The sequence below is a fragment of the Streptomyces sp. col6 genome (assembly GCF_008042035.1).
Lineage (GTDB): Bacteria > Actinomycetota > Actinomycetes > Streptomycetales > Streptomycetaceae > Streptomyces.
This window is the reverse complement of the sequence record NZ_RDBL01000029.1, coordinates 244,153-265,651: the sequence shown is the minus strand read 5'-3', so window position 1 is coordinate 265,651 and position 21,499 is coordinate 244,153. Positions and strand designations below refer to the sequence as shown.

Sequence of the window (21,499 nt, the reverse complement as noted above, 5' to 3'; positions counted from 1 at the left end):
CTCCTTCCCGCCGCCGGCCCCGATCCCGTCCTCCCCGACGCCGTCGCAGGGCGGTTCGGTGGCGTACGAGCCGACCGCGTCGGAGGGTGTTCCGGCGTCCTCGCTCCAGCCGCCCGTGGGGGCCACGCCGTGGGCGGGGACCGATACGAACGCGGGCTCGGACGACGCGGAGGTGGCGCTGCCGGCGACGGTGTTCGCGCCGCCGCTGTCGGGCGCCGACGACGAGGAGGAGCTGCCCCCGGTGGTGCCGGCGGACGCTCCGACGGCGCTGATGTCGGGCGGCAGCGCGCTCCCGAAGACCGCGATCGCGCCGAGCCCGGGCGGCCGCCCGGCCGAGCCGGCCCCGCCGGTGCCCGGTCCGCCCGTGCCGGGGACCGCTGTGCCCGGCCCTCCGGTGCCCGGTACGAGCGTGCCGGGTCCGCCTCCGGTGCCGGGTCCGAACGCGGGCCCGCCCGGTGGGCCCGCGCCGCATTTTCCGGGGCAGCAGACCCCGCCGCCGGGTGTGCCCGGCGGTCCCGGGGCCGGGGACATCTCCGACGCCGCGACGAGCAAGGCCGCCCTCCCGCCGCGTGCGGGGCGCGGGAGCACGCCTCCGCCGCCTCCGGGTGCCCCCGGCACTCCGGGCGCGCGGCCGGGTGCCCCGGTGCCGCCGCCGTCCGGCCCGGGTGCGCCCGGCGCCCCGGCGGGCGGCTATGTGCCGACGCAGCTGGTCTCGCAGCTGGGCCCGCCCGGGGCCCCGCAGCCGCCCGGCGCGCCGACGCCGCCGCCCGGTGGCGGGGTGCACCAGGCGGCGACGATGTTCGCCGACCCGAACGCGGCCGGTCCGGGTGCGCCGCAGCCGCCCGGTCCGCCGGGTGTTCCGGGTGCGCCGCAGCCGCCCGGCCCGCCCGGTGCTCCGGGTGCTCCCGGTGTGCCGGCGGGGCAGCAGCCTCCGCCGCCGCCGGGTGCGACGCCGCCGCCCGGTCCGGGCGGGGTGCATCACGCGGCGACGATGCTCGCGGGTCCTGGGCAGGTCGGTCCGGGTGCGCCGCAGCCGCCGGGTCCGCCGATGGGCGCGCCGCCCGCCGGGCACACGCCGCCGCCGGCGTACGGCTATCCGCAGGCGCCGCCGACCGGTCAGCCGACCGTCGGTCCCGGCTATCAGGCCGTGCTGCGCTTCCGGGCGCCGGACGGCAGCGAGCAGCAGCTGATCCGCCGCTCGGCGCCGGGTACGCCGCACCCGGAGTGGCAGATGCTGCACGAGCTGCGGGCGATGAACGTACCGCCGCAGCAGGTGATCGAGCTGCACACGGAGCTGGAGTCCTGTGAGCTGCCCGGTGGTTACTGTGCCCGGATGATCCGGGAGACCTGGCCGCAGGTGCGGATCACGTCGGTCGCCCCGTACGGCACGGACCATGCGAGCCGGCAGCAGGGGATGCAGCATCTGCTGACGCATCAGGGCGAGTTGCACCAGGTGGCGGACGGGCCCGCGCGGCCGGCGCCGGTGCGGGCCCCGCTGCCGCAGATGCAGCCGGCGCCGCCGGTGCCGCCGGAGGCGCTGGCCGAGGAGATGGCGCAGACCTTCGGTCCGCAGGGTGTGCTCCGTTTCGATCAGCGTGCGGTGTCCCGTCAGGGTGTGCCGGAGATCGTGGCGCGGACGCTGGTGTGGGCGGGTCTGCCCGCCGACTTCGGGCCGTTCTTCTGGGCGCAGCCGGGTCAGCCGGTGATCCCGACGCTGGCGGAGCTGGCGGCTCAGCGTCAGGTGCAGCCGGCGTCGGACGCGGGGTCGTACCTGGTGATGGGTTCGGACTTCGGCCGGGCGATCTGTGTCCAGTACGGCACGGCGCACATCGTGGCGGTGCCGGTGGAGGCGGGTCCGGGCGGTGCGCCGGTGCCGCCGCAGTTCGTGAACACGGGGCTGCCGGAGTTCGTGCGCTGCATGGCGCTGCTGGGCCGGATGTGGCGGCTGCGGTACGGGCTGAACCCGGAGCAGGCGGGCCGTTGGACGGTGGACTTCCAGGCGCAGCTGGTGGCGCTGGACGGGGCGGCGCTGGCCTCGCCGGAGAGCTGGTGGTCGGTGCTGCTGGAGCAGATGTGGGACGGGCTGATCTGACCGTTCCGTGTGCGGGCGTGGTGCCCGGTCCCCCGCGGGGACCGGGCACCACGCCTTTGCCGTGTGTGATGCCGGTCGCTTCCGTCCGGAAAGCGACGCATCTATTCAGACTTCTTGACCAATTGCCGCATCCTTGACGTATCGCTCGATGGTCGGGGCGTAGGAGTCGGGATGATCGGAAAGAGGCGTCAGGGATGAGTTCTGCACCGGGGTCCGCGTACGGGTTCGTCGGTGTACGGGGCCGTGGTTACCGCCCGGAGCAGGTGGACCGCGCGGTGGCGGCGCTCTCCGCGGAGCGGGACGAGGCCGTGGCGCGGGTGGCCCGGCTGACGGAGCTGGCCGAGGAGCTGGCGGCGGTGAGCCGGGCCGACGAGGTGGTGGGGGTCGCGGAGGCGGCGGCCGGTGAGGTGCTGGAGGCGGCGCGTACCGAGGCCGCGGCGGTGCGCGAGGAGGCGGAGGCCGCGAGGGCGGCGACCCGGGAGCGCACCGCGAGCGTGCTGGCGCACCAGGAGCAGGAGCACGCCGAGCGGTGGAAGGCGGCGGAGGGGGAGATCGCGGGCGCGGAGGCGGCGCGGGCCGCGGAGCACGCCGCTCTCCTCGAACGCGCGGAGGCGGATCTGGCCGCCGCGCGGAAGGACCGGGCGGAGGCGGAGGAGGCCGCGCGGCACGGTCAGGAGGACGCGCAGGCGCGTGCCGCCGAGCTGGTCGCGCGGGCGCGGGTGCGCGAGGAGCGGGTGGTGCGCGAGACCGGGCGGATCCTGCGGGAGCACGAGGAGGGCCGCGAGGAGGTCCAGGCGCACATGGCGCACGTGCGCAGTTCGCTCGCGGCGCTCACCGGGCGGGTTTCGCCCTCGCGGGACTGATCTGCCCTTCCGGAGCTCTCAAGGCCGGGGCCAGGGGCGCTTGGAGAGCTGTTCGATGCCGCTGTTGAAGCGTTTGAGGTAGCCGGCGAAGGCGGCGATGTCGTCGTCCGGCCAGTCGTGCATGACCTGGTCCAGGGAGCGGACGACGCGCTCGCGCTCGGCGTCGAGGAGTTGTCTGCCCGCGTCGGTGATGCGGAACTTGCGGGCCATGCCGCCGTCGGGATCGGGGATGCGTTCGGCGAGCCCGGCCCGGGTCACGGCGGCGGTCTGGCGGTTGAGGGTGGAGGCGTCGAGGCCGAAGGCGTCGCTGAGTTCGCCGTTGGACATGGGGCCCTGGACGCGCAGCCGGCTCAGCAGGATGTACGCGCTGCGGTCCAGCAGGGCGTACTTGTGGCGTCCGCCGCGGTGGTCGGCGAGGCTGTGGCGGCCGAGCAGCATCTGCTCGTACTCCACCTCTTCCGTGGGCCTGGGCATGGCTGCGGCCTCCTGCTTCTGCTGCGTCCGGACGGCGGCCCATTCTCGCATGGAGTGTGTACGGGGCACATAATGTGTATGACGCATTGGACATGTACGATGCACGTCGCTGTCCCGGCAGGCGGGACCTCGATCTCCTAGGAGTCCCCCTCATGGATGCCACCCAGCCGCCGGCGAGGACGGGCGGCGTCGTCGCCACCCTGGCCTTCGCCGGCACCGTCGCGGCGATCATGCAGACGCTGGTCACACCCCTCATCGCGGAACTGCCCACGATCCTGGACACCTCGTCCTCCAACGCGGCCTGGGTCATCACCGCCACCCTGCTGGTCTCAGCGGTGTGCGTGCCGGTCTCCGGCCGGCTGGGCGACCTGCTCGGCAAGCGCCGGATGCTGCTCGCCTGCTCCGTGCCGCTGATCGCCGGCTCCGTGGTCTGCGCGCTCTCGTCCTCCGTCGTCCCGATGATCGTCGGACGCGGTCTCCAGGGCATGGGCATGGGCATGGTGCCGCTCGGCATCGCCCTGCTGCGCGACGTGGTGCCGCCGGAGAAGATGAGCTCCTCCATCGCCCTGGTCAGCGCCTCGCTCGGCATCGGCGGCGCCCTCGGCCTGCCGATCGCGTCGGCGGTCGCCCAGTACGCCAGCTGGCGCGTGCTGTTCTGGGGCTCGGCCGTGCTGGCCGCCGCGATTTGCGCGCTGATCTGGTTCGTGATCCCGGACGTACCGGCCGGCGCCAAGGGGCAGCGCTTCGACGTGCCCGGCGCCCTCGGCCTGGCCGCCGGCCTCGTCTGCCTGCTGCTCGCCGTCTCCAAGGGCGCCGACTGGGGCTGGACCTCCACGACGACCATCGGCCTGTTCGCCGCCGCCGTCGTGGTGCTCCTCGCCTGGGGCTTCTGGGAGCTGCGCACCACCGACCCGCTGGTCGACCTGCGCACCACCGCCCGCCCCCGGGTGCTCATCACCAACATCGCGTCGCTCTTCGTCGGCTTCGGCATGTACGCCGGCATGCTGATCGCGCCGCAGCTGCTCCAGTTCCCCGAGGCCACCGGATACGGGCTCGGGCAGTCGATGCTCCAGGCCGGCCTGTGGATGGCGCCCGGCGGCATCATGATGATGGTCGTCTCCCCGTTCGGCGGGAAGCTCACCGACGCCCGCGGCCCCAAGTTCACCCTGATCTCCGGCGTCCTCGTCATCGCCGCCGCCTACGGCCTCGGCATCCTGCTGATGGGCTCCGCCTGGGGCCTGATGCTGTTCCTCATGGTCAGCAGCAGCGGCGTCGGCCTCGCCTACGGTGCGATGCCGGCCCTCATCATGAGCGCGGTCCCGGCCTCCGAGACGGCCGCCGCCAACGGCTTCAACACCCTCATGCGCGCCCTCGGCACCTCGGTCGGCGCCGCCGTGATCGGCGCGGTCCTCGCCCAGCTGACCACCGAGGCGGGCGGCTTCACCTTCACCTCCGAGGCCGGCTTCCGCACGGGCCTGGTCCTCGGCTGCGGCGTCGCCCTGGTCGCGGTCGCGATCTCCGCCTTCATCCCGGCGGTACGTACCACCGCCACGGGCGGCGACACGACCGGCACCCCCGCCGCCCCGGAGGTGGCCGCGGCCAAGGGCTGAGCAGGACGAACCGGGAGCGGTCCGTCAGCCGGCGGACCGCTCCCGCCATGCCTCCGCCTGCTTCCGCAGCGCCCGGATCAGGGTGGTGACTTGGAGGCGGGCGCGGGGATGTCCGAGGGTCGCGGCACCGATGTGCCGTGCCGGGGCCGACCGGCCGACCGGGACGGTGTGCAGGCCGGGGATCTCCGGGGCCAGCGCGACCGACGGGATCAGCGAGACGCCCAGGCCCGCGGCGACGAGCGAGCGGGCGAAGAAGTAGTCGGTCGTCGTGCCGCGGATGTCCGGCGCGAACCCGGCCTGCCGGGCGTGGCGGCGCAGGTACGCCTCCGTCTTCAGGCAGCCGAGCACCCAGGGTTCACCGGCCAGTTCGGCGAGGTCGAGGGTGTCCCGCGAAGCGAGGCGGTGGTGGCGCGGCAGCACGACGTGCAGGGGGTCGTCCATGAGCGCGGCCCACTCCGGCCCCGGCCGGCCGGGCAGCGGGCCGTCGAAGTGGTAGGCGAGCGCGAGGTCCACGGCGCCCTGGCGGACCAGCGGGAGGCTGTCCTCCGGTTCGTACTCCCGGACATGGACGACGGTGCCGGGGTGCGCCGCCGTCAGTTCGGCGAGGGCACCGGGCAGCAGGAGCCTGCCGCCACTGGTGAACGTGGCGACGGTGAGCTGGGTCCGGCCCGTGGCCAGTTCGCCGACCTGCCGCTGGGCGTGGGCGAGTTCGGCGGCGACCGACTCCGCCGCGCCGACCATGATCCGGCCGGCCGGGGTGAGGGTGACCCCGCGGGTGCTGCGCTCGACGACCCGGGTGCCGAGACCGCGTTCCAGGGCGGCCACCTGCTGGGAGACGGCCGAGGGCGTCAGCCGCAGGGCGGCGGCCGCCCGGTTGAAGCTGCCGTGCTCGGCCACGGCCCGCAGGACGCGGAGCCGCTGCACATCGATCAACAGTTTTCCTTCATACGCGTTCAGCAGACCGGTACTTCTGCTGCTGACGGTACGTCTCCAGGATGGAGGCATGCAAAGGATCTGCGTCATCGGCGGAAGCCGATACTTCGGAAAGCTCCTGGTCCAGCGGTCGCTGGAGGCCGGACACCGGGTCACGGTCGTCAACCGCGGCTCGGCCCCGCCGCCCCCGGGCGCCGAACACCTCGTCGTGGACCGCGACGACGAGGCCGCGCTCACCGCCGCGCTCGGCGGGCGCACCTTCGACGTGGTCGTCGACCAGGTCTGCTACACCCCGGTCCAGGCCGCGAGCGCCGTCCGCGTCTTCGGGGACCGCACCGCGCGCTACGTCATGACCTCCACCATCGAGGTCTACGACCCGGCGACGGCGGGGCTGCCGCCCCTCGCCCCCGGTGTCCCCGTGGCGGAGGAACACGTGGACCCCGCCGCCTGGCGGGTGCGGCTGGACCTGCCCTGGCACGACGCGGCGTACCTGGAGGCCCACTACGCCGAGGGCAAGCGGCAGGCGGAGGCGGTGTTCACCCGGGAGGGCCGGTTCGCCTTCGTCTCCGTACGCAGCGCGCACGTACTCGGCGGCGGCGCCCAGGAGTTCACCGGACGCCTGGCGCACTACGTGGAGCGCGTCGGCCGGGGCGAGGAGATCGCCGTACACCGCGAGGAGCAGCCCAGCGTCTTCATCCACTACGCGGAGCTGGCCGATCTGCTCCGGTGGGCCGCCACGGCCACCGCCTTCACCGGTCCGCTGAACGCCTGCTCCGACGGCCTGGTCGAGGTGACCGGCCTGACCGCCGCCATCGCCGCGGCGAGCGGCGGGCATCCCGTGCACCGGACCGCCGCCCCGGGCGAGCCGACGGGACCGTTCTCCTTCGACCGGTACTACGCCATGAGCAACCGACGCGCCAAGGAGCTGGGTTTCGTCTTCTCCCGGACGGCCGACTGGCTGCCGGACGCCGTCACCGAAGCGGCTGCCACCGCCCCCGCCGCCTGAGGAGTACGCCATGCGTCAGCGCACCATCGGAAACCTGACGGTCGGCGCCATCGGCCTGGGCGCCATGCCGCTCTCCATCGAGGGGCGCCCGGACGAGCAGCGGGCCACGGCCACCGTGCACGCCGCGCTCGACGCGGGCGTCACGCTCATCGACACCGCCGACAGCTACCACTGGCACGCCGGCGAGAGGGGCCACAACGAACTCCTCCTCGCCCGCGCCCTGCGGAGCCACGGCGGCGACACCTCCGGCGTCCTGGTCGCCACCAAGGGCGGGCGCGGGCGGCCCGGCGACGGCAGCTGGACCGTCACCGGAACCCCCGGGCACCTCAGGCGGGCCGCCGAGGAGTCCGCCGCACGCCTGGGCGCCGAGGCCATCGGGCTCTACCAGCTGCACAAGCCCGACCCGACCGTGCCCTGGGCCGACTCCGTCGGGGCCCTGCGCGACCTGCTCGACGCCGGCACGATCCGCGCCGCCGGGATCTCCAACGTGAGCACCCGACAGATCCGGGAGGCGCACGCGATCCTCGGCGACGCACTGGTCTCCGTACAGAACCAGTACTCGCCGGCCGTGCGTGACAGCGAGCCGGAACTCCGGCTCTGCGAACGGCTGGGCCTCGCCTTCCTGCCCTGGAGCCCGCTGGGCGGCATCTCCCGCAGCGCACTCGACGGCCCGTCGGGGCCGGCCTCCGCGGGGACCGCGTTCCACCGCGTCGCGGACGCGCGCGGGGTCAGCCCCCAGCAGGTCGTCCTGGCCTGGCTGCTGGCCCGGTCCCCGGTGATGGTCCCGGTGCCGGGAGCGAGCCGCCCGGCATCCGTCCAGGACTCGGCGCGGGCCGCCGGACTCGTCCTGGACGAGGCCGAGACGGCGCTCCTGGACGAGGACGTGGACCGGCTCAGCCCGTCACCGGCGGGCGCCCCAGCCCGTGGCGGTCCGCCCAGGCGCTGATGGCCGAGGCCAGCTCCTCCGGGCGGTCCTCCGGGGAGTGGTGGCCGGCCGGGCCGTGGCGGGAGACCTCCAGGCCCGCGATGTTCTTCTCGCACCAGGCCACGGTGCCCGCGTCGGTCATCGCCCCGGGCCCCGGCTCGAACGCGGCCAGCAGCTTGGGGACTTCGGGGCTTGTGGCCAGCCAGGCGTCGTAGCGCTCGATCCGGGCCACGACGTCGGCGGGTTCGCTGTCCAGCGGCATCATGCGCGTCCACGCCAGGACCGGGCGGCGGCTCTCCGGGGTCGGGAAGGGGCGGCGGTAGACGTCGAGGTCGGCGGGGTCGAGCGGGGTGGCGAGCGTGGCCGGCAGTCCCTCGATGAACGCGTCCTGTTCCAGGATCATGCGCTCGCCCACTCCGGGCGTACGCAGCAGGGTGAACAACTCGCGTCCCGCGGCCGGGAACTCGTCGCCGTACAGCGGCTTGACGATCGTCTCAGTGAAGGCGAGCGCGCGCACGGCCCCCGGGAGGCGGGCGGCCCGGTCGAAGGCGAGCGCGCCGCCCCAGTCGTGACCGATGAGCACGGCCTCGGTCAGGCCGAGCGCGTCGAACCAGGCGTCGAGGTGGCGGGCGTGGTCGTCGAAGGAGTAGGCGAGCGGGGGTTTGCCGGACTCGCCCATGCCGATGAGGTCGGGGGCCAGCAGCCGGCGGCCGGGCGCGGCCACCCCCGGCAGGACGTTGCGCCACAGGTGGGAGGAGGTCGGGTTGCCGTGGAGGAAGACGAACGGCAGGCCGTCGGGGTCGCCGGCCTCGCGGTGGTGGACGGTGGTGCCGAGAACGGAAACGGTGGGCATGACGAAAGGTCACATCGCTTTCTTGGTCGGGGATTTCATGGATCCGAAGGGGTGGTGAGGGCTCAGACGTTGAGGCTCAGGACGCGGTCGACCGCGATCTCGATGACGGCCAGGTCCGGCGGGGCGGGCGGGGCCGCGCGGTAGCGGGCGGTGTACCGGCGCACCGCCTCCGCCAGGCGTACGGGATCGTCCTCGACCGCGGCCCGGCCTTCGAGGGTGATCCAGCGGAAGCCGTCCGCCTGGCAGAGCGCCACCCGGGCCGCCGGGCCGCCCGCCGCCACATTGCGCGCCTTGCGGGCGCCGGCCCTGGTGGTCACCCGCGCCAGACCGGTGGACGCGTCGAAGGTGAAGCGGACGGGGGCGACGTGCGGGGTGTTGTCGGGACGCAGCGTGGTGAGGGTGGCCGTGCGGGGAAGGGCGAGGAAGGCCCGCGCGGCGGCGGTGGTCGCGCTGTCCGGCCGGCTCACTTCTTCTTCACGCCCTCGTTCCAGATCAGCTTGGCGATGTTCGGCTTCACAGCGGTCGTGACGACGCCCATGGCCGTACGCACATGGCGTCGCTCCTCCAGTTCGCGCAGCATGCTCGCGGCGAGGTCGGTGCGGGCCGTGAAGACGCCGTCGGCGCTGGAGGGGGCGGTCAGGTAGTCGGTGACGACGGGGTGCTCGAAGAGGCCCGAGGGGCGCACCAGGGTCCAGTCGAGAGCCGTGCGGCGGACGACGTCCTCCATGCGGCGCATGTCCGCGTGCAGGGTGCGGCCGAAGCGCCGGTTCACCAGCGGGTCGAGCACATGGTTGAAGAAGTGCGCCCCGGTGGGCCGCCAGTCCGGGTCGGCGATGCTGGAGCTGATGACCAGCAGCCGCTCCACACCGTGCCGGTCCATGGCCCGCGTGATGGCGGCGGCGCTCTGCGAGTACAGGGTGATGGGCTCCTTGCTGAACCGGGCGCCGAGGGCGGACAGGACCGCGTCCGCCCCCTGGACCGCGGCGTCCACGGCAGCCGGGTCGGTGGCGTCGGCGACGGCCGCGGTGAGACCGGCGCGGGCCGGCAGCGAGCCGGGGCGGCGGGTGACGGCGGTGACCTCGTGGCCGGCGGCGAGGGCCTGGTCGGTGAGGTGGCGTCCGGTGGGGCCGTTGGCGCCGAAGACGGTGATGCGCATGGTGTGGGCTGCTTCCTTCGAGGTGAGGCGGAACGCCCTTGACCTGCGGCTGGAGCACGGACCGGATCGGCGCGACGACGACCGAGACCGGCCCGGTCTCCGGGTCGTCCGCGCGCGGGTGCGCGAGGCCTGCGCGCCGCCCTCGCCCCGCGCCGGCGGTAGCACCCCTTCCGGTAACACCCCTCCCCACCCAGCGGTGTGGACCCCTGGGTGCAGTCCCTGAGAGGGATGTCCACCCAGGGGCCCAGCCCCCTAGGGGGAGCTCCTTACTCCGGGCCAGGGGCCGTTCCTCCCGCCGGAGGACGTGCCGGGGCACCCCCCTTCCGTAGCGTGTTCGTCGTACCGCAGAAGTACCGGAGACGTACCGCAGACCTGCCGCCGAGGGCGGACCGCAGGGGGAGGGGTGGGGAAAACCCCACCCGAAGACTGCGCCGGGCACCAGCGCGCCGGACCCCCTCCTCCCAGCAGACTTCACAGCAGACGGCGACGACCTGTCGCCGACCGACATAGGAGAAAAACCGTGACAACGGCTGTAACCATTCCCAGGCACGGGGGCACTGGAGGGCGTACGGCCGTGGCTGCGCGGGCGCGGCAGGTCGTCAAGGCGTACGGGACGGGCGAGACCCGGGTCGTCGCGCTGGACCATGTCGACGTGGACATCGCCCGCGGGCAGTTCACGGCGATCATGGGCCCGTCCGGCTCCGGCAAGTCGACGCTGATGCACTGCCTGGCCGGTCTGGACACCGTGACGTCGGGGCAGATCCACCTCGCCGAGACCGAGATCACCGGTCTCAAGGACAAGAAGCTCACCCAGCTGCGCCGCGACCGCATCGGCTTCATCTTCCAGGCGTTCAACCTGCTGCCGACGCTGAACGCGCTGGAGAACATCACGCTGCCGATGGACATCGCGGGCCGCAAGCCCGACGCCGCCTGGCTCAACCAGGTCGTGGAGACCGTGGGCCTGGCCGGCCGCCTCAAGCACCGCCCGACCCAGCTGTCCGGCGGCCAGCAGCAGCGCGTCGCCGTGGCGCGGGCCCTCGCCGCCCAGCCGGAGATCATCTTCGGCGACGAGCCGACCGGGAACCTGGACTCGCGGGCCGGCGCCGAGGTGCTGACGTTCCTGCGCAAGTCCGTGGACGAGCTGGGCCAGACCATCGTCATGGTCACCCACGACCCCGTCGCCGCCTCCTACGCGGACCGGGTGCTCTACCTCGCCGACGGACGCATCGTCGACGAGATGCACAACCCCACCGCCGACCAGGTGCTGGACCGCATGAAGGACTTCGACGCGCGCGGGCGGACGTCATGACCGTGTGGAAGACCTCGATGCGCAACTTCTTCGCGCACAAGGGACGCATGGCGCTCTCCGCCGTCGCCGTCCTGCTGTCGGTGGCGTTCGTCTGCGGGACGCTCGTCTTCACCGACACCATGAACACCACGTTCGACAAGCTCTTCGCCGCGACCTCCGCCGACGTCACCGTCAGCCCGAAGAACGCCGAGGTCGACGAGATCCCCAAGAACGGCAAGCCGGAATCGCTGCCGGCCTCCGTTCTCGCGCGGGTCGCGAAGGCCGACGGGGTGAAGAAGGCCGAGGGCGGGGTCTCCAGCCCGGCCGTCACGGTCGTCGACAGCCACAACAAGAACATGGGCTCCGACACCGGCGCCCCGACCATCGCCGGCAACTGGACGCAGAACGACCTGCGGTCCATGGAGATCACCTCCGGCCACGCCCCGCGCGGCCCGACCGAGGTCATGGTCGACGCCGACACCGCCGAGAAGCACCACCTCAAGATCGGTGACGAGCTGCGCACCATCGCGGCCACCGGCGACATCACCGGGAAGATCAGCGGCATCGCCACCTTCAAGGTGACCAACCCCGGCGCGGCGATCGTCTACCTCGACACCGCCACCGCCCAGCGCGCGCTGCTCGGTGCCCCCGACGCCTTCACGCACCTCTCCCTCACCGCCGCGCCCGGCGTCAGCGACACCCAGCTGAAGCAGAACGTCGCCAAGGCGCTCGGCGACCCGGCCACGTACAAGATCCAGACCCAGAAGGAAGCCGCGGCGGCGAACAAGGACTCCATGGGGTCGTTCCTCGACGTCATGAAGTACGCGATGCTCGGCTTCGCCGGGATCGCCTTCCTCGTCGGCATCTTCCTGATCGTCAACACCTTCTCGATGCTGGTCGCCCAGCGCACCCGCGAGATCGGCCTGATGCGGGCCATCGGCTCCAGCCGCAAGCAGGTCAACCGCTCGGTGCTGCTGGAAGCGGTGCTCCTGGGCATCGTCGGATCGATCCTCGGCGTCGGCGCCGGCGTCGGGCTCGCCGTCGGACTCATGAAGGTCATGGGCGCCGTGGGCATGGAGCTGTCCACCGACGACCTCACCATCGCCTGGACCACCCCGGTGACCGGCCTCGCGCTCGGCATCATCGTCACCGTCCTCGCCGCGTACATCCCGGCCCGGCGGGCCGGCAAGGTCTCGCCCATGGCCGCTCTGCGCGACGCCGGGACCCCCGCGGACGCCAAGTCGGGCTGGATCAGGGCCGGCATCGGCCTCGTCGTCACCGGCGCGGGCGTGACCGCCCTGTGGTGGACGGCCGAGGTCGACAAGGCGAGCGACGGTTCCGCCTTCCTCGGGCTCGGCGTGGTCCTCACCCTCATCGGCTTCATCGTCATCGGCCCGCTGCTCGCCGGGGTCGTCGTACGGGCGCTGAGCGCCGTCCTGCTGCGGTTCTTCGGCCCCGTCGGCCGGCTCGCCGAGCGCAACGCGCTGCGCAACCCGCGCCGCACCGGCGCGACCGGCGCCGCCCTGATGATCGGCCTGGCCCTGGTGGCCTGCCTGTCCGTGGTCGGCTCCTCGATGGTCGCCTCGGCCACCGACGAGCTGGACAAGTCGGTGGGCGCGGACTTCATCGTGCAGGCGGGCAACGGCCAGCCGATCGTCCCGCAGGCCGCCGAGGCGCTGGCCGCCGCGCCCGGCATCGAGCACCTCACGCACTACAGGGTCCTGGACGCGAAGCTGACCACCCCGGACGGCACCACGAAGAGCGAGGAGGTCACGGCGGCCGACCCCAGCTACCAGGAGGACGTACGGCGCGAGGTCCTCTCCGGTGACCTGGCGAAGGCGTACGGCAAGAACGCCATGTCGGTGGGCGAGGACTACGCCACCGCGCACCGCGTCAAGGTCGGCGACACGATCACCGTCGCGTTCAAGGAAGGCACGACGGCGAAGCTGAAGGTCGCCGCGATCACCTCGGACGAGACCTCGCTCGACCAGGGCGCGATGTACATGAACACCTCGACCGCCCAGCAGTACGTCCCCGCCGGCAAGCTGCCGCAGAACATGCTCATGTTCGCCAAGGCGAAGGACGGCGAGGAGGACGCGGCCTACGCGGCGCTCAAGGACTCGCTCGCGAAGTACCCGACGTACAAGGTCCAGAACCAGGCCGACTTCAAGGAGGACCTGAAGGACCAGATCGGGCAGCTCCTGAACGTCGTCTACGGCCTGCTCGCCCTGGCGATCATCGTCGCGGTCCTCGGCGTGGTGAACACCCTGGCCCTGTCGGTCGTCGAGCGGACCCGCGAGATCGGCCTGATGCGCGCCATCGGCCTCTCCCGCCGCCAGCTGCGCCGGATGATCCGGCTGGAGTCCGTGGTCATCGCCCTCTTCGGCGCCCTGCTCGGCCTCGGCCTGGGCATGGGCTGGGGCACCTCGGCCCAGAAGCTGCTGGCCCTGGAGGGCATGGGCGTCCTGGAGATCCCGTGGCCGACCATCATCACTGTGTTCGTCGCCTCCGCCTTCGTCGGACTGTTCGCCGCCCTGGTCCCGGCCTTCCGGGCGGGCCGGATGAACGTCCTGAACGCGATCGCCACGGACGGGTGAGAAGGACGGCCGCCGGCTGACGCGGTCCGGCCCCGGTGCGTTCCTCGGAACGCCCGGGGCCGGACCGCGTGCGGTGCGTGGCGGCCCCCGTCGCGGGGGCGGCTGTCGTTGCGGAGTCGTACGCTGGAACCCCCGGCGCGTTCCACGTGTCGGGCCCTTCGCGTTGCCCCCGGGGCAGCGCGCCCTGGCGGCAGCCGGCCGTCAGAGGCCCCTCTCCTCACCCGGACGGAACCCCTTCATGAGCCTGAACGGTCTGCTGGATGTCGTCGTACGTGATCCGGCGCTCGACGAAGCGGTGAAGGCCGCCGGTGACGGCCACCGGATGCACATCGACCTGGTGGGCCCGCCCGCCGCGCGACCCTTCGCCGTGGCGGCGCTGGCCAGGGACGCCGGGCGGACGGTGCTCGCGGTCACCGCGACCGGCCGGGAGGCGGAGGACCTGGCGGCCGCGCTGCGCACCATGCTGCCGCCGGACACGATCGCGGAGTTCCCGTCCTGGGAGACCCTGCCGCACGAGCGCCTGTCGCCCCGCTCCGACACCGTGGGCCGCCGGCTGGCCGTGCTGCGGCGCCTCGCGCACCCGCGCGCGGACGACCCGGAGACCGGGCCGGTCTCGGTCGTCGTCGCGCCGATCCGGTCCGTGCTCCAGCCGCAGGTCAAGGGGCTCGCCGACCTGGAGCCCGTCTCGCTGCGCACGGGGCAGAGCGCGGACCTCGGCGAGACCGTGGAGGCGCTGGCGGCAGCCGCGTACGCCCGGGTCGAACTGGTCGAGAAGCGCGGCGAGTTCGCGGTGCGCGGCGGCATTCTCGACGTGTTCCCGCCGACCGAGGAGCACCCGCTGAGGGTGGAGTTCTGGGGCGACGACGTCGAGGAGATCCGCTACTTCAAGATCGCCGACCAGCGGTCCCTGGAGGTCGCCGAGCACGGACTGTGGGCGCCGCCCTGCCGTGAGCTGCTGCTGACCGACGAGGTCCGCGAGCGGGCCGCCGTGCTCGCCGAGGCCCACCCCGAGCTGGGCGAACTGCTCGACAAGATCGCCCAGGGCATCGCGGTGGAGGGCATGGAGTCCCTGGCCCCGGTCCTCGTGGACGACATGGAGCTGCTGCTCGACGTGCTGCCCAAGGGCGCGATGGCCGTCGTGTGCGACCCCGAGCGGGTGCGGACCCGGGCCGCGGACCTGGTCGCGACGAGCCAGGAGTTCCTGCAGGCGTCCTGGGCGGCGTCGGCGGGCGGCGGCGAGGCCCCCATCGACGTCGGCGCGGCCTCGCTGCGGGGCATCGCGGACGTGCGCGAGCGCGCCCGTGAGCTGGACATGATGTGGTGGTCGATCTCCCCGTTCGCCGCCGACGCGGAGCTGGACGCGGACACGCTGTCCCTCGGGATGCAGGCCCCGGAGACGTACCGGGGCGACACCGCGCGGGCGTTCGCCGACACCAAGGGCCGGCTGGCCGACGGCTGGCGCACGGTGTACGTCACGGAGGGCCAGGGGCTCGCCTCGCGTACCGTCGAGATGCTGGGCGGCGAGGGGATCGCGGCCCGGCTCGACCCGGACCTGGGGGAGATCACCCCGTCCGTGGTCCACGTCTCGTGCGGGGCCATCGACCACGGCTTCGTTCACCCCGGCCTGAAGCTCGCCGTCCTCACCGAGACGGACCTCACCGGCCAGCGCACCGCCACCAAGGACCTGGGCCGGATGCCGGTCCGGCGCCGCAAGACCATCGACCCGCTGACGCTGGAGACCGGCGACTACATCGTCCACGAGCAGCACGGCGTGGGCCGCTACATCGAGATGGTGCAGCGCACGGTGCAGGGCGCGACGCGCGAGTACCTGCTCGTCGAGTACGCCCCCGCCAAGCGCGGCCAGCCCGGCGACCGGCTGTACATCCCGACCGACCAGCTGGAACAGGTCACCAAGTACGTCGGCGGCGAGGCCCCGACCCTGCACCGGCTCGGCGGCGCGGACTGGACGAAGACGAAGGCGCGCGCCAAGAAGGCCGTCAAGGAGATCGCCGCCGACCTGATCAAGCTGTACTCGGCGCGGATGGCGGCCCCCGGCCACACCTTCGGCCCGGACACCCCCTGGCAGCGCGAGCTGGAGGACGCCTTCCCGTACGCGGAGACGCCCGACCAGCTGACGACGATCGCCGAGGTCAAGGAGGACATGGAGAAGTCGGTCCCGATGGACCGGCTGATCTGCGGCGACGTCGGGTACGGCAAGACGGAGATCGCGGTCCGCGCGGCGTTCAAGGCGGTCCAGGACGGGAAGCAGGTCGCCGTCCTCGTCCCCACCACGCTCCTGGTGCAGCAGCACTACGGCACGTTCACCGAGCGCTATTCCCAGTTCCCCGTCAACGTACGCGCGCTCAGCCGCTTCCAGTCGGAGTCCGAGTCCAAGGCGACTCTCGAAGGGCTGAAGGACGGTGCGGTCGACCTGGTCATCGGCACCCACCGCCTCTTCTCCTCCGAGACGAAGTTCAAGGACCTGGGCCTGGTCATCGTCGACGAGGAGCAGCGGTTCGGCGTCGAGCACAAGGAGCAGCTGAAGAAGCTCCGCGCCAACGTGGACGTGCTGACCATGTCCGCGACGCCCATCCCCCGTACGCTCGAAATGGCGGTGACCGGCATCCGCGAGATGTCGACGATCACCACCCCGCCGGAGGAGCGCCACCCGGTCCTCACCTTCGTCGGCCCGTACGAGGAGAAGCAGATCGGCGCCGCGATCCGGCGTGAACTGCTGCGCGAGGGCCAGGCCTTCTACATCCACAACCGGGTCGAGTCGATCGACCGGGCGGCGGCGCGGCTGCGCGAGATCGTGCCCGAGGCGCGGATCGCCACGGCGCACGGCCAGATGTCCGAACAGGCCCTGGAGCAGGTCGTGGTGGACTTCTGGGAGAAGAAGTTCGACGTGCTGGTCTCCACGACGATCGTCGAGTCCGGCATCGACATCTCCAACGCCAACACGCTGATCGTGGAGCGCGGCGACAACTTCGGCCTCTCCCAGCTCCACCAGCTGCGCGGCCGCGTCGGCCGGGGCCGCGAGCGGGGGTACGCGTACTTCCTGTACCCGCCGGAGAAGCCGCTCACCGAGACCGCCCACGAGCGCCTGGCCACGATCGCCCAGCACACCGAGATGGGCGCGGGCATGTACGTGGCCATGAAGGACCTGGAGATCCGCGGCGCGGGCAACCTCCTCGGCGGCGAGCAGTCCGGCCACATCGCGGGCGTCGGCTTCGACCTGTACGTCCGCATGGTCGGCGAGGCCGTCGCGGACTACCGGGCGTCCCTGGAGGGCGGCGTGGAGGAGGAGCCGCCGCTGGAGGTCAAGATCGAGCTCCCGGTCGACGCGCACGTCCCGCACGACTACGCCCCCGGCGAGCGGCTGCGCCTCCAGGCGTACCGCGCCATCGCCTCGGCGACCTCGGAGGACGACATCAAGGCGGTCCGCGAGGAGCTGACCGACCGCTACGGCAAGCTGCCCGAGCCGGTCGAGAACCTCCTCCTGGTGGCCGGCCTGCGCATGCTGGCCCGCGCCTGCGGGGTCGGCGACATCGTGCTCCAGGGCCCGAACATCCGCTTCGCGCCGGTGGAACTGCGCGAGTCGCAGGAGCTGCGCCTGAAGCGGCTGTACCCGAAGACGGTCATCAAACCGGCCGTCCACCAGATCCTGGTACCGCGCCCGACGACGGGCAAGATCGGCGGAAAGCCGGTGGTGGGACGCGAACTGCTGGCGTGGACGGGGGAGTTCCTGACGACGATCCTCGGGTCGTAGAAGCCCGGAAGGCTGCTGGAGTCCAGTTGTGAGAGTTGACTCCCACAATATGTGAGAGGACACTCTCACGTCATGGACTCCAGCAACCGCATGGGCGACCTCGACATCACCGACCCGCAGGCGATGCGGGCCCTGGCGCACCCCGTGCGCCTGGCGATCCTCGAACGGCTGGGCCGGGACGGACCGGCGACCGCCACCGAGCTGGCGCCGGACGTCGGGGCGACCCCCTCGGTGACCAGCTGGCACCTGCGCCACCTCGCGACGTTCGGCCTGGTCCGCGACAGCGCCCCCGGCCCCGACCGCCGCAGCCGCCGCTGGGAGGCGGTCGCGCGCGGCTTCCGCTTCGAGGCGCCGCAGGATCCGGCGGACGGCGAGGGCCACTCGGCCGCGCGGGAGCTGTCGCGCCAGATGTTCCTGCGTACCGCCGGTCTCCCGGCCCGCTGGGCCGCCGAGGTCGAGCCCGGCCTCGCCCCGGAGTGGCGCGCGGCGGCCGGTCTGGCCCACACCCGCATCACGGTGAGCGCCGGCGAACTCGCCGCGATCGAGGACGCGATCGAGCAGGTGCTCGCCCCGTACGTCACCCGCGACGCGGCGGACCGCCCCGAGGGAAGCCGGGGCGTGGCACTGCTGCGGTACGCGCTGCCGGAGGGCGGGACCGAAGGGGGTCCGGAGTCGTGAGCACCGAATCCGGGCAGGCGTCGACGTCCTCCGGCATACCCCCGGCCCCCGGCGTATCCGCGCCCGCGAACACGCCGTCGTTATGGCGGAACCGGCGGTTCACCCGCTTCTGGGCCGGGGAAACGGTCTCCCAGTTCGGCGACCGGATCACGGAGCTGGCCCTGCCGCTGATCGCGGTGAGCACCCTGGGCGCCTCCGCCAACCAGGTCGCCTGGCTGACCGCCCTCGTCTGGGCACCCAATCTGCTCGGGGTCTTCGTGGGCGCGTGGGTGGACCGGCGCGCCCGCAAGCGCCGCCTGATGGTCCTGGCCGACATCCTGCGCGCGGCGGTCCTGCTGAGCCTGCCGGCCGCGTACCTCCTGGGATCGGTGACGCTGACCCAGCTGTACGTGGTGGCGGTCCTGGCGGGCGCGGGCGGGCTGCTGTTCAACATGGCGTACCCGCCGTTCTTCGTCCGGCTCGTACCGAGGGCGTCGTACGTGGACGCCAACAGCAGGATCAGCACCAGCCGTTCGGCCTCCTACGTGGCCGGCCCCGCGCTCGGCGGCGCGCTGGTCCAGGCGCTGACCGCGCCCGTCGCGATCGTGGTGGACGCGCTGTCGTTCCTGGCGTCGGCGGCGCTGATCGGCCGCATCCCGGTCGACGAGCCACCCGCCACCGGCCCGGCGGCGCCCCCGTTGCTGCGCGGCGCCCGCGAGGGCCTGGCGTTCGTGGTGCGCCACCCGGTGCTGCGGGCATCCCTGGGCTGTGCGACGACGGTCAACTTCTTCACCTTCGTCGGCGGCAGCGGCCTGCTCGTCCTGTTCGCGACACGCGACCTCGGCCTGTCGGCCGGCGCGATCGGCCTCGCCCTGGGCCTCGGTGCGTCCGGCGCCCTGCTCGGCGCGGTGTGCGCCCCGGCGATCTCCCGCCGCCTGGGCGTGGGCCGGGGCATCCTCGTGGGCGCCGTCCTCTTCCCCGCCCCGATCGCCCTCGCCGCCGCCGCGAACGGCCCGCTCTGGCTCCGCGCCACCGCGCTGGCCGGGGCGGAGTTCCTCTCGGGCTTCGGGGTCATGCTGTTCGACGTCAACCTCAACTCCCTCCAGACGGCGGTGATCCCGGACGGGATGCGCAGCCGTGTGGCGGGCGCGTTCGGCACGGTCAACTACGGCGTACGCCCGCTGGGCGCGGTGGCCGGAGGCGCCCTGGCCACCCTCCTCGGCCTGCGCCCCACGCTCCTGGCCGCGGCAGCGGGCGGCTGCCTCTCCCTGCTGTGGCTCCTGCCGTCCCCGATCCCGCGCATCCGGTCGCTGGCGCCGTCGGACGTGGGGGCGTACGAGGTCAGTTCCCGCCCGGAGTGAAGCACCCGGCCCGGCGGGACAGGTACAGCAGCTCGCCGCGCTCGTCGGTGCGGGTGTACGCCTGCACCATGCCAAGGCGGCTCAAGACCTTCAGCGAGGCGGCGTTGTGCGGGCGCACGGTGGCCCAGATACGCGCGATCCCGGCGGCGTCGCACTCCGCCAGCACCGCGCGGGCGGCCTCGCCGGCGAGGCCGCGGCCCTGGTGGGAGCGGCGGATCTCGTAGCCGATCTCCGGTTCGGCGCGGCCGGTCCGGCCCGCGAAGATCCCGCAGTTCCCCACCAGCGGGCCGTCGTCGCGCAGCCACGCCCCGTACCAGACGAGCCCGGTCTCGGCGTGGAACGCGGTCCGGCGCGCGATCCACTCCTCGGTGCGGGCGAGCGAGGCGACCGGTCCGGTGCCGATGGTGTGGGTCTCGGGGTCACCGAACAGCTCGTGCAGGGCGGGCGCGTCGTCCGGCCGGAGGCGCCGGAGGGCCAGCCGGGGCGTGTCGAGCGTGTCGCGCATCCGTCCTCCGGGGTGGCGTCGGGGCTCTCATGGTGTCACCCGGCCGCCCCGGGGCCCTCCGCGAACAGCAGCCGGCCCAGATCCCGGAACACGTCCTCCGCGTCGCGGTCGCCCACCGCGTCGTCCAGGTTGCCGCTGAGGAGCAGCGTGGCGAAGCCGTGGGCCAGGGACCAGGCGGCGATGCCGGAGAGGCGGGGGTCGCCGTCGGGGCTCAGGGCGGCGACGCCCGCGCGCAGTTCCGCCGTGGCGCGGTCCTTCGCGGCGAGGAGGTCCGGGTCGTCCGTGCGGTACAGGTCCGGCTGGAACATGACCTGGAAGTGCGCCGGGTGCGTCGTCGCGAACCGTACGTACGCCACGCCCCGTTCGCGCAGGTCCGGCGCCCCGGCCAGGGCGTCCGCGAACAGGCCGTAGCCCTCGGCGGCGATGGCGGTGAGCAGGCCCGTGCGGTCCTTGAAGTGGTGGGCGGGGGCGGCGTGGGAGACGCCGGCCCGGCGGGCCAGGTCGCGCAGGCTGAGCGCGGCGGGGCCCTCGGTGCGGATGACGTCGAGGGCGGCGGTGAGCACGGCCCGCCGCAGGTCGCCGTGGTGGTAGGCGCGGTCGCTGGTCATGGACAGCAGGTTACGTGGGATCTAGTCGTTGACAAGTTCCCGGATCACGCGCACTCTGGAGATCTAGGCAGTGGCTAGATGGCCGGTGCGTGGCGGAAGGTGTGGGGCATGTCCGAGGAACTGGGTCGCGTACGGCAGTTGTGGCACCTGCTGGAGCCCCTGCACGCCGTCCTGTACTACGCGCCGGAGGCCTTCGAGGAGGCCGCCGCCCTCGGGTACGGCGTCGACGAGCGGTGGCCGAGCTACTTCGCCTGGCGGGCGGCGCCGCTCGGGGAGGCGGGGGCGGACCGGGTCTCCGAGACCTTCTTCAGCTTCAGCCCGCGCATGGTCGGCGCGTACGTCCCCGCCGCCTGGGCCGTCGCCTCGCCGGACGCCGTGCTGGCCGCGCGGGGCCGGGCCGTCGACCGTACGTACCGGGCGCTCCTGGGGGAGGAGGCCGATGCGCCGGGGACGGCCGAGGCCGCCGCGCTGCTGCGGCGCGTCGCGGAAGCGGCCGACACGGCGGACCGGCCGATGGCCGCCGCGAACGCCGCGCTGCCCTGGCCCGACGCACCCCACCTCGCCCTCTGGCACGCGGCGACCGTCCTGCGCGAACACCGGGGCGACGGCCACCTCGAAGGCCTCCGGCGCGTAGTACAGGACGGCGTGCAGGGGCTCCAGCAGGTGCCACAACTGCCGTACGCGACCCAGTTCCTCGGACATGCCCCACACCTTCCGCCACGCACCGGCCATCTAGCCACTGCCTAGATCTCCAGAGTGCGCGTGATCCGGGAACTTGTCAACGACTAGATCCCACGTAACC

At 73.3% G+C, this 21,499-nt stretch carries 17 protein-coding genes and 1 pseudogene; 11 read left to right on the top strand and 7 right to left on the bottom strand.

Features of this window, described 5'->3' with window-relative positions:
* Together EAO73_RS30410 and EAO73_RS30405 are read left to right on the top strand one after the other, a co-directional pair.
* Positions 1-2,092: SUKH-4 family immunity protein (locus tag EAO73_RS30410; protein WP_224756522.1), on the top strand; the 2,092-nt coding region annotated here is incomplete at its 5' end.
* A gap of 194 nt (positions 2,093-2,286) precedes the next feature.
* On the top strand, positions 2,287-2,955 hold the full coding sequence (locus EAO73_RS30405) for a cellulose-binding protein (protein ID WP_191134285.1): 669 nt from the start codon (positions 2,287-2,289) through the stop codon (positions 2,953-2,955).
* A gap of 18 nt (positions 2,956-2,973) precedes the next feature.
* On the opposite strand, the gene EAO73_RS30400 is transcribed toward EAO73_RS30405, so the two are convergent.
* Positions 2,974-3,429 carry a MarR family winged helix-turn-helix transcriptional regulator gene (locus tag EAO73_RS30400; protein WP_147974736.1) on the bottom strand — a complete coding sequence of 152 codons (456 nt, stop codon included), beginning with the start codon at positions 3,427-3,429 and terminating at the stop codon, positions 2,974-2,976.
* Positions 3,430-3,581: 152 nt separating this feature from the next.
* Here EAO73_RS30400 and EAO73_RS30395 point away from each other — a divergent pair, with 152 nt between their 5' ends.
* Complete coding sequence (locus EAO73_RS30395; RefSeq protein WP_147974735.1) at positions 3,582-5,039, top strand: MFS transporter; 1,458 nt, start codon at positions 3,582-3,584, stop codon at positions 5,037-5,039.
* Positions 5,040-5,063: 24 nt separating this feature from the next.
* Here the strand turns inward: EAO73_RS30395 and EAO73_RS30390 are convergent, their stop codons facing one another.
* Positions 5,064-5,972 (bottom strand): LysR family transcriptional regulator, encoded by a 909-nt coding sequence (locus EAO73_RS30390; RefSeq protein ID WP_147974734.1) that lies wholly within the window; start codon positions 5,970-5,972, stop codon positions 5,064-5,066.
* A gap of 70 nt (positions 5,973-6,042) precedes the next feature.
* Here EAO73_RS30390 and EAO73_RS30385 point away from each other — a divergent pair, with 70 nt between their 5' ends.
* Both EAO73_RS30385 and EAO73_RS30380 read left to right on the top strand, forming a co-directional pair.
* Positions 6,043-6,978, top strand: a complete 936-nt coding sequence (locus tag EAO73_RS30385) for an NAD-dependent epimerase/dehydratase family protein (RefSeq protein WP_147974733.1) — start codon at positions 6,043-6,045, stop codon at positions 6,976-6,978.
* 10 nt (positions 6,979-6,988) lie between these two features.
* Positions 6,989-7,924: an aldo/keto reductase gene (locus EAO73_RS30380; RefSeq protein ID WP_147974732.1), complete on the top strand. Its 936-nt coding sequence runs from the start codon at positions 6,989-6,991 to the stop codon at positions 7,922-7,924.
* On the opposite strand, the gene EAO73_RS30375 is transcribed toward EAO73_RS30380, so the two are convergent.
* The 3 genes from EAO73_RS30375 to EAO73_RS30365 all read right to left on the bottom strand — a co-directional run bounded on the left by EAO73_RS30375 (position 7,872) and on the right by EAO73_RS30365 (position 9,912).
* The gene (locus EAO73_RS30375; protein ID WP_147974731.1) at positions 7,872-8,756 is read right to left on the bottom strand and encodes a haloalkane dehalogenase; all 885 of its coding nucleotides are present in this window, start codon (positions 8,754-8,756) and stop codon (positions 7,872-7,874) included. The two genes, EAO73_RS30380 and EAO73_RS30375, sit on opposite strands and share 53 nt — an antisense overlap.
* A gap of 62 nt (positions 8,757-8,818) precedes the next feature.
* A complete protein-coding gene (locus EAO73_RS30370) occupies positions 8,819-9,223 on the bottom strand; it encodes a pyridoxamine 5'-phosphate oxidase family protein (protein ID WP_147974730.1) in 405 nt (134 codons plus the stop codon).
* Positions 9,220-9,912 (bottom strand): NAD(P)-dependent oxidoreductase, encoded by a 693-nt coding sequence (locus EAO73_RS30365; protein ID WP_147974729.1) that lies wholly within the window; start codon positions 9,910-9,912, stop codon positions 9,220-9,222. The genes EAO73_RS30370 and EAO73_RS30365 overlap by 4 nt, the downstream gene beginning before the upstream one ends.
* Positions 9,913-10,432: 520 nt before the next feature.
* On the opposite strand from EAO73_RS30365, the gene EAO73_RS30360 reads away from it, so the two are divergent.
* From EAO73_RS30360 to EAO73_RS30340, 5 genes are all read left to right on the top strand, one after another.
* On the top strand, positions 10,433-11,221 hold the full coding sequence (locus tag EAO73_RS30360; RefSeq protein WP_147974728.1) for an ABC transporter ATP-binding protein: 789 nt from the start codon (positions 10,433-10,435) through the stop codon (positions 11,219-11,221).
* Positions 11,218-13,797 carry an ABC transporter permease gene (locus EAO73_RS30355; RefSeq protein WP_147974727.1) on the top strand — a complete coding sequence of 860 codons (2,580 nt, stop codon included), beginning with the start codon at positions 11,218-11,220 and terminating at the stop codon, positions 13,795-13,797. The genes EAO73_RS30360 and EAO73_RS30355 overlap by 4 nt, the downstream gene beginning before the upstream one ends.
* Before the next feature lie 238 nt (positions 13,798-14,035).
* The gene (gene mfd, locus EAO73_RS30350; protein ID WP_147974726.1) at positions 14,036-17,566 is read left to right on the top strand and encodes a transcription-repair coupling factor; all 3,531 of its coding nucleotides are present in this window, start codon (positions 14,036-14,038) and stop codon (positions 17,564-17,566) included.
* Between the two features lie 72 nt (positions 17,567-17,638).
* The gene (locus EAO73_RS30345; RefSeq protein WP_147974725.1) at positions 17,639-18,244 is read left to right on the top strand and encodes an ArsR/SmtB family transcription factor; all 606 of its coding nucleotides are present in this window, start codon (positions 17,639-17,641) and stop codon (positions 18,242-18,244) included.
* Positions 18,245-18,279: 35 nt separating this feature from the next.
* Entirely contained in the window at positions 18,280-19,584 is a 1,305-nt protein-coding gene (locus EAO73_RS30340; RefSeq protein WP_147975386.1) for an MFS transporter, read from the top strand.
* On the opposite strand, the gene EAO73_RS30335 is transcribed toward EAO73_RS30340, so the two are convergent.
* Positions 19,565-20,089, bottom strand: coding sequence for a GNAT family N-acetyltransferase (locus EAO73_RS30335; RefSeq protein WP_147974724.1), 525 nt, complete (start codon positions 20,087-20,089; stop codon positions 19,565-19,567). The genes EAO73_RS30340 and EAO73_RS30335 overlap by 20 nt on opposite strands.
* 35 nt (positions 20,090-20,124) lie before the next feature.
* Positions 20,125-20,697 carry a TetR/AcrR family transcriptional regulator gene (locus EAO73_RS30330; protein ID WP_147974723.1) on the bottom strand — a complete coding sequence of 191 codons (573 nt, stop codon included), beginning with the start codon at positions 20,695-20,697 and terminating at the stop codon, positions 20,125-20,127.
* Positions 20,698-20,805: 108 nt separating this feature from the next.
* On the opposite strand from EAO73_RS30330, the pseudogene EAO73_RS30325 reads away from it, so the two are divergent.
* A pseudogene (locus tag EAO73_RS30325) lies at positions 20,806-21,354 on the top strand (SCO6745 family protein); the annotation flags it as partial.
* Between the last annotated feature and the right edge of the window lie 145 nt (positions 21,355-21,499).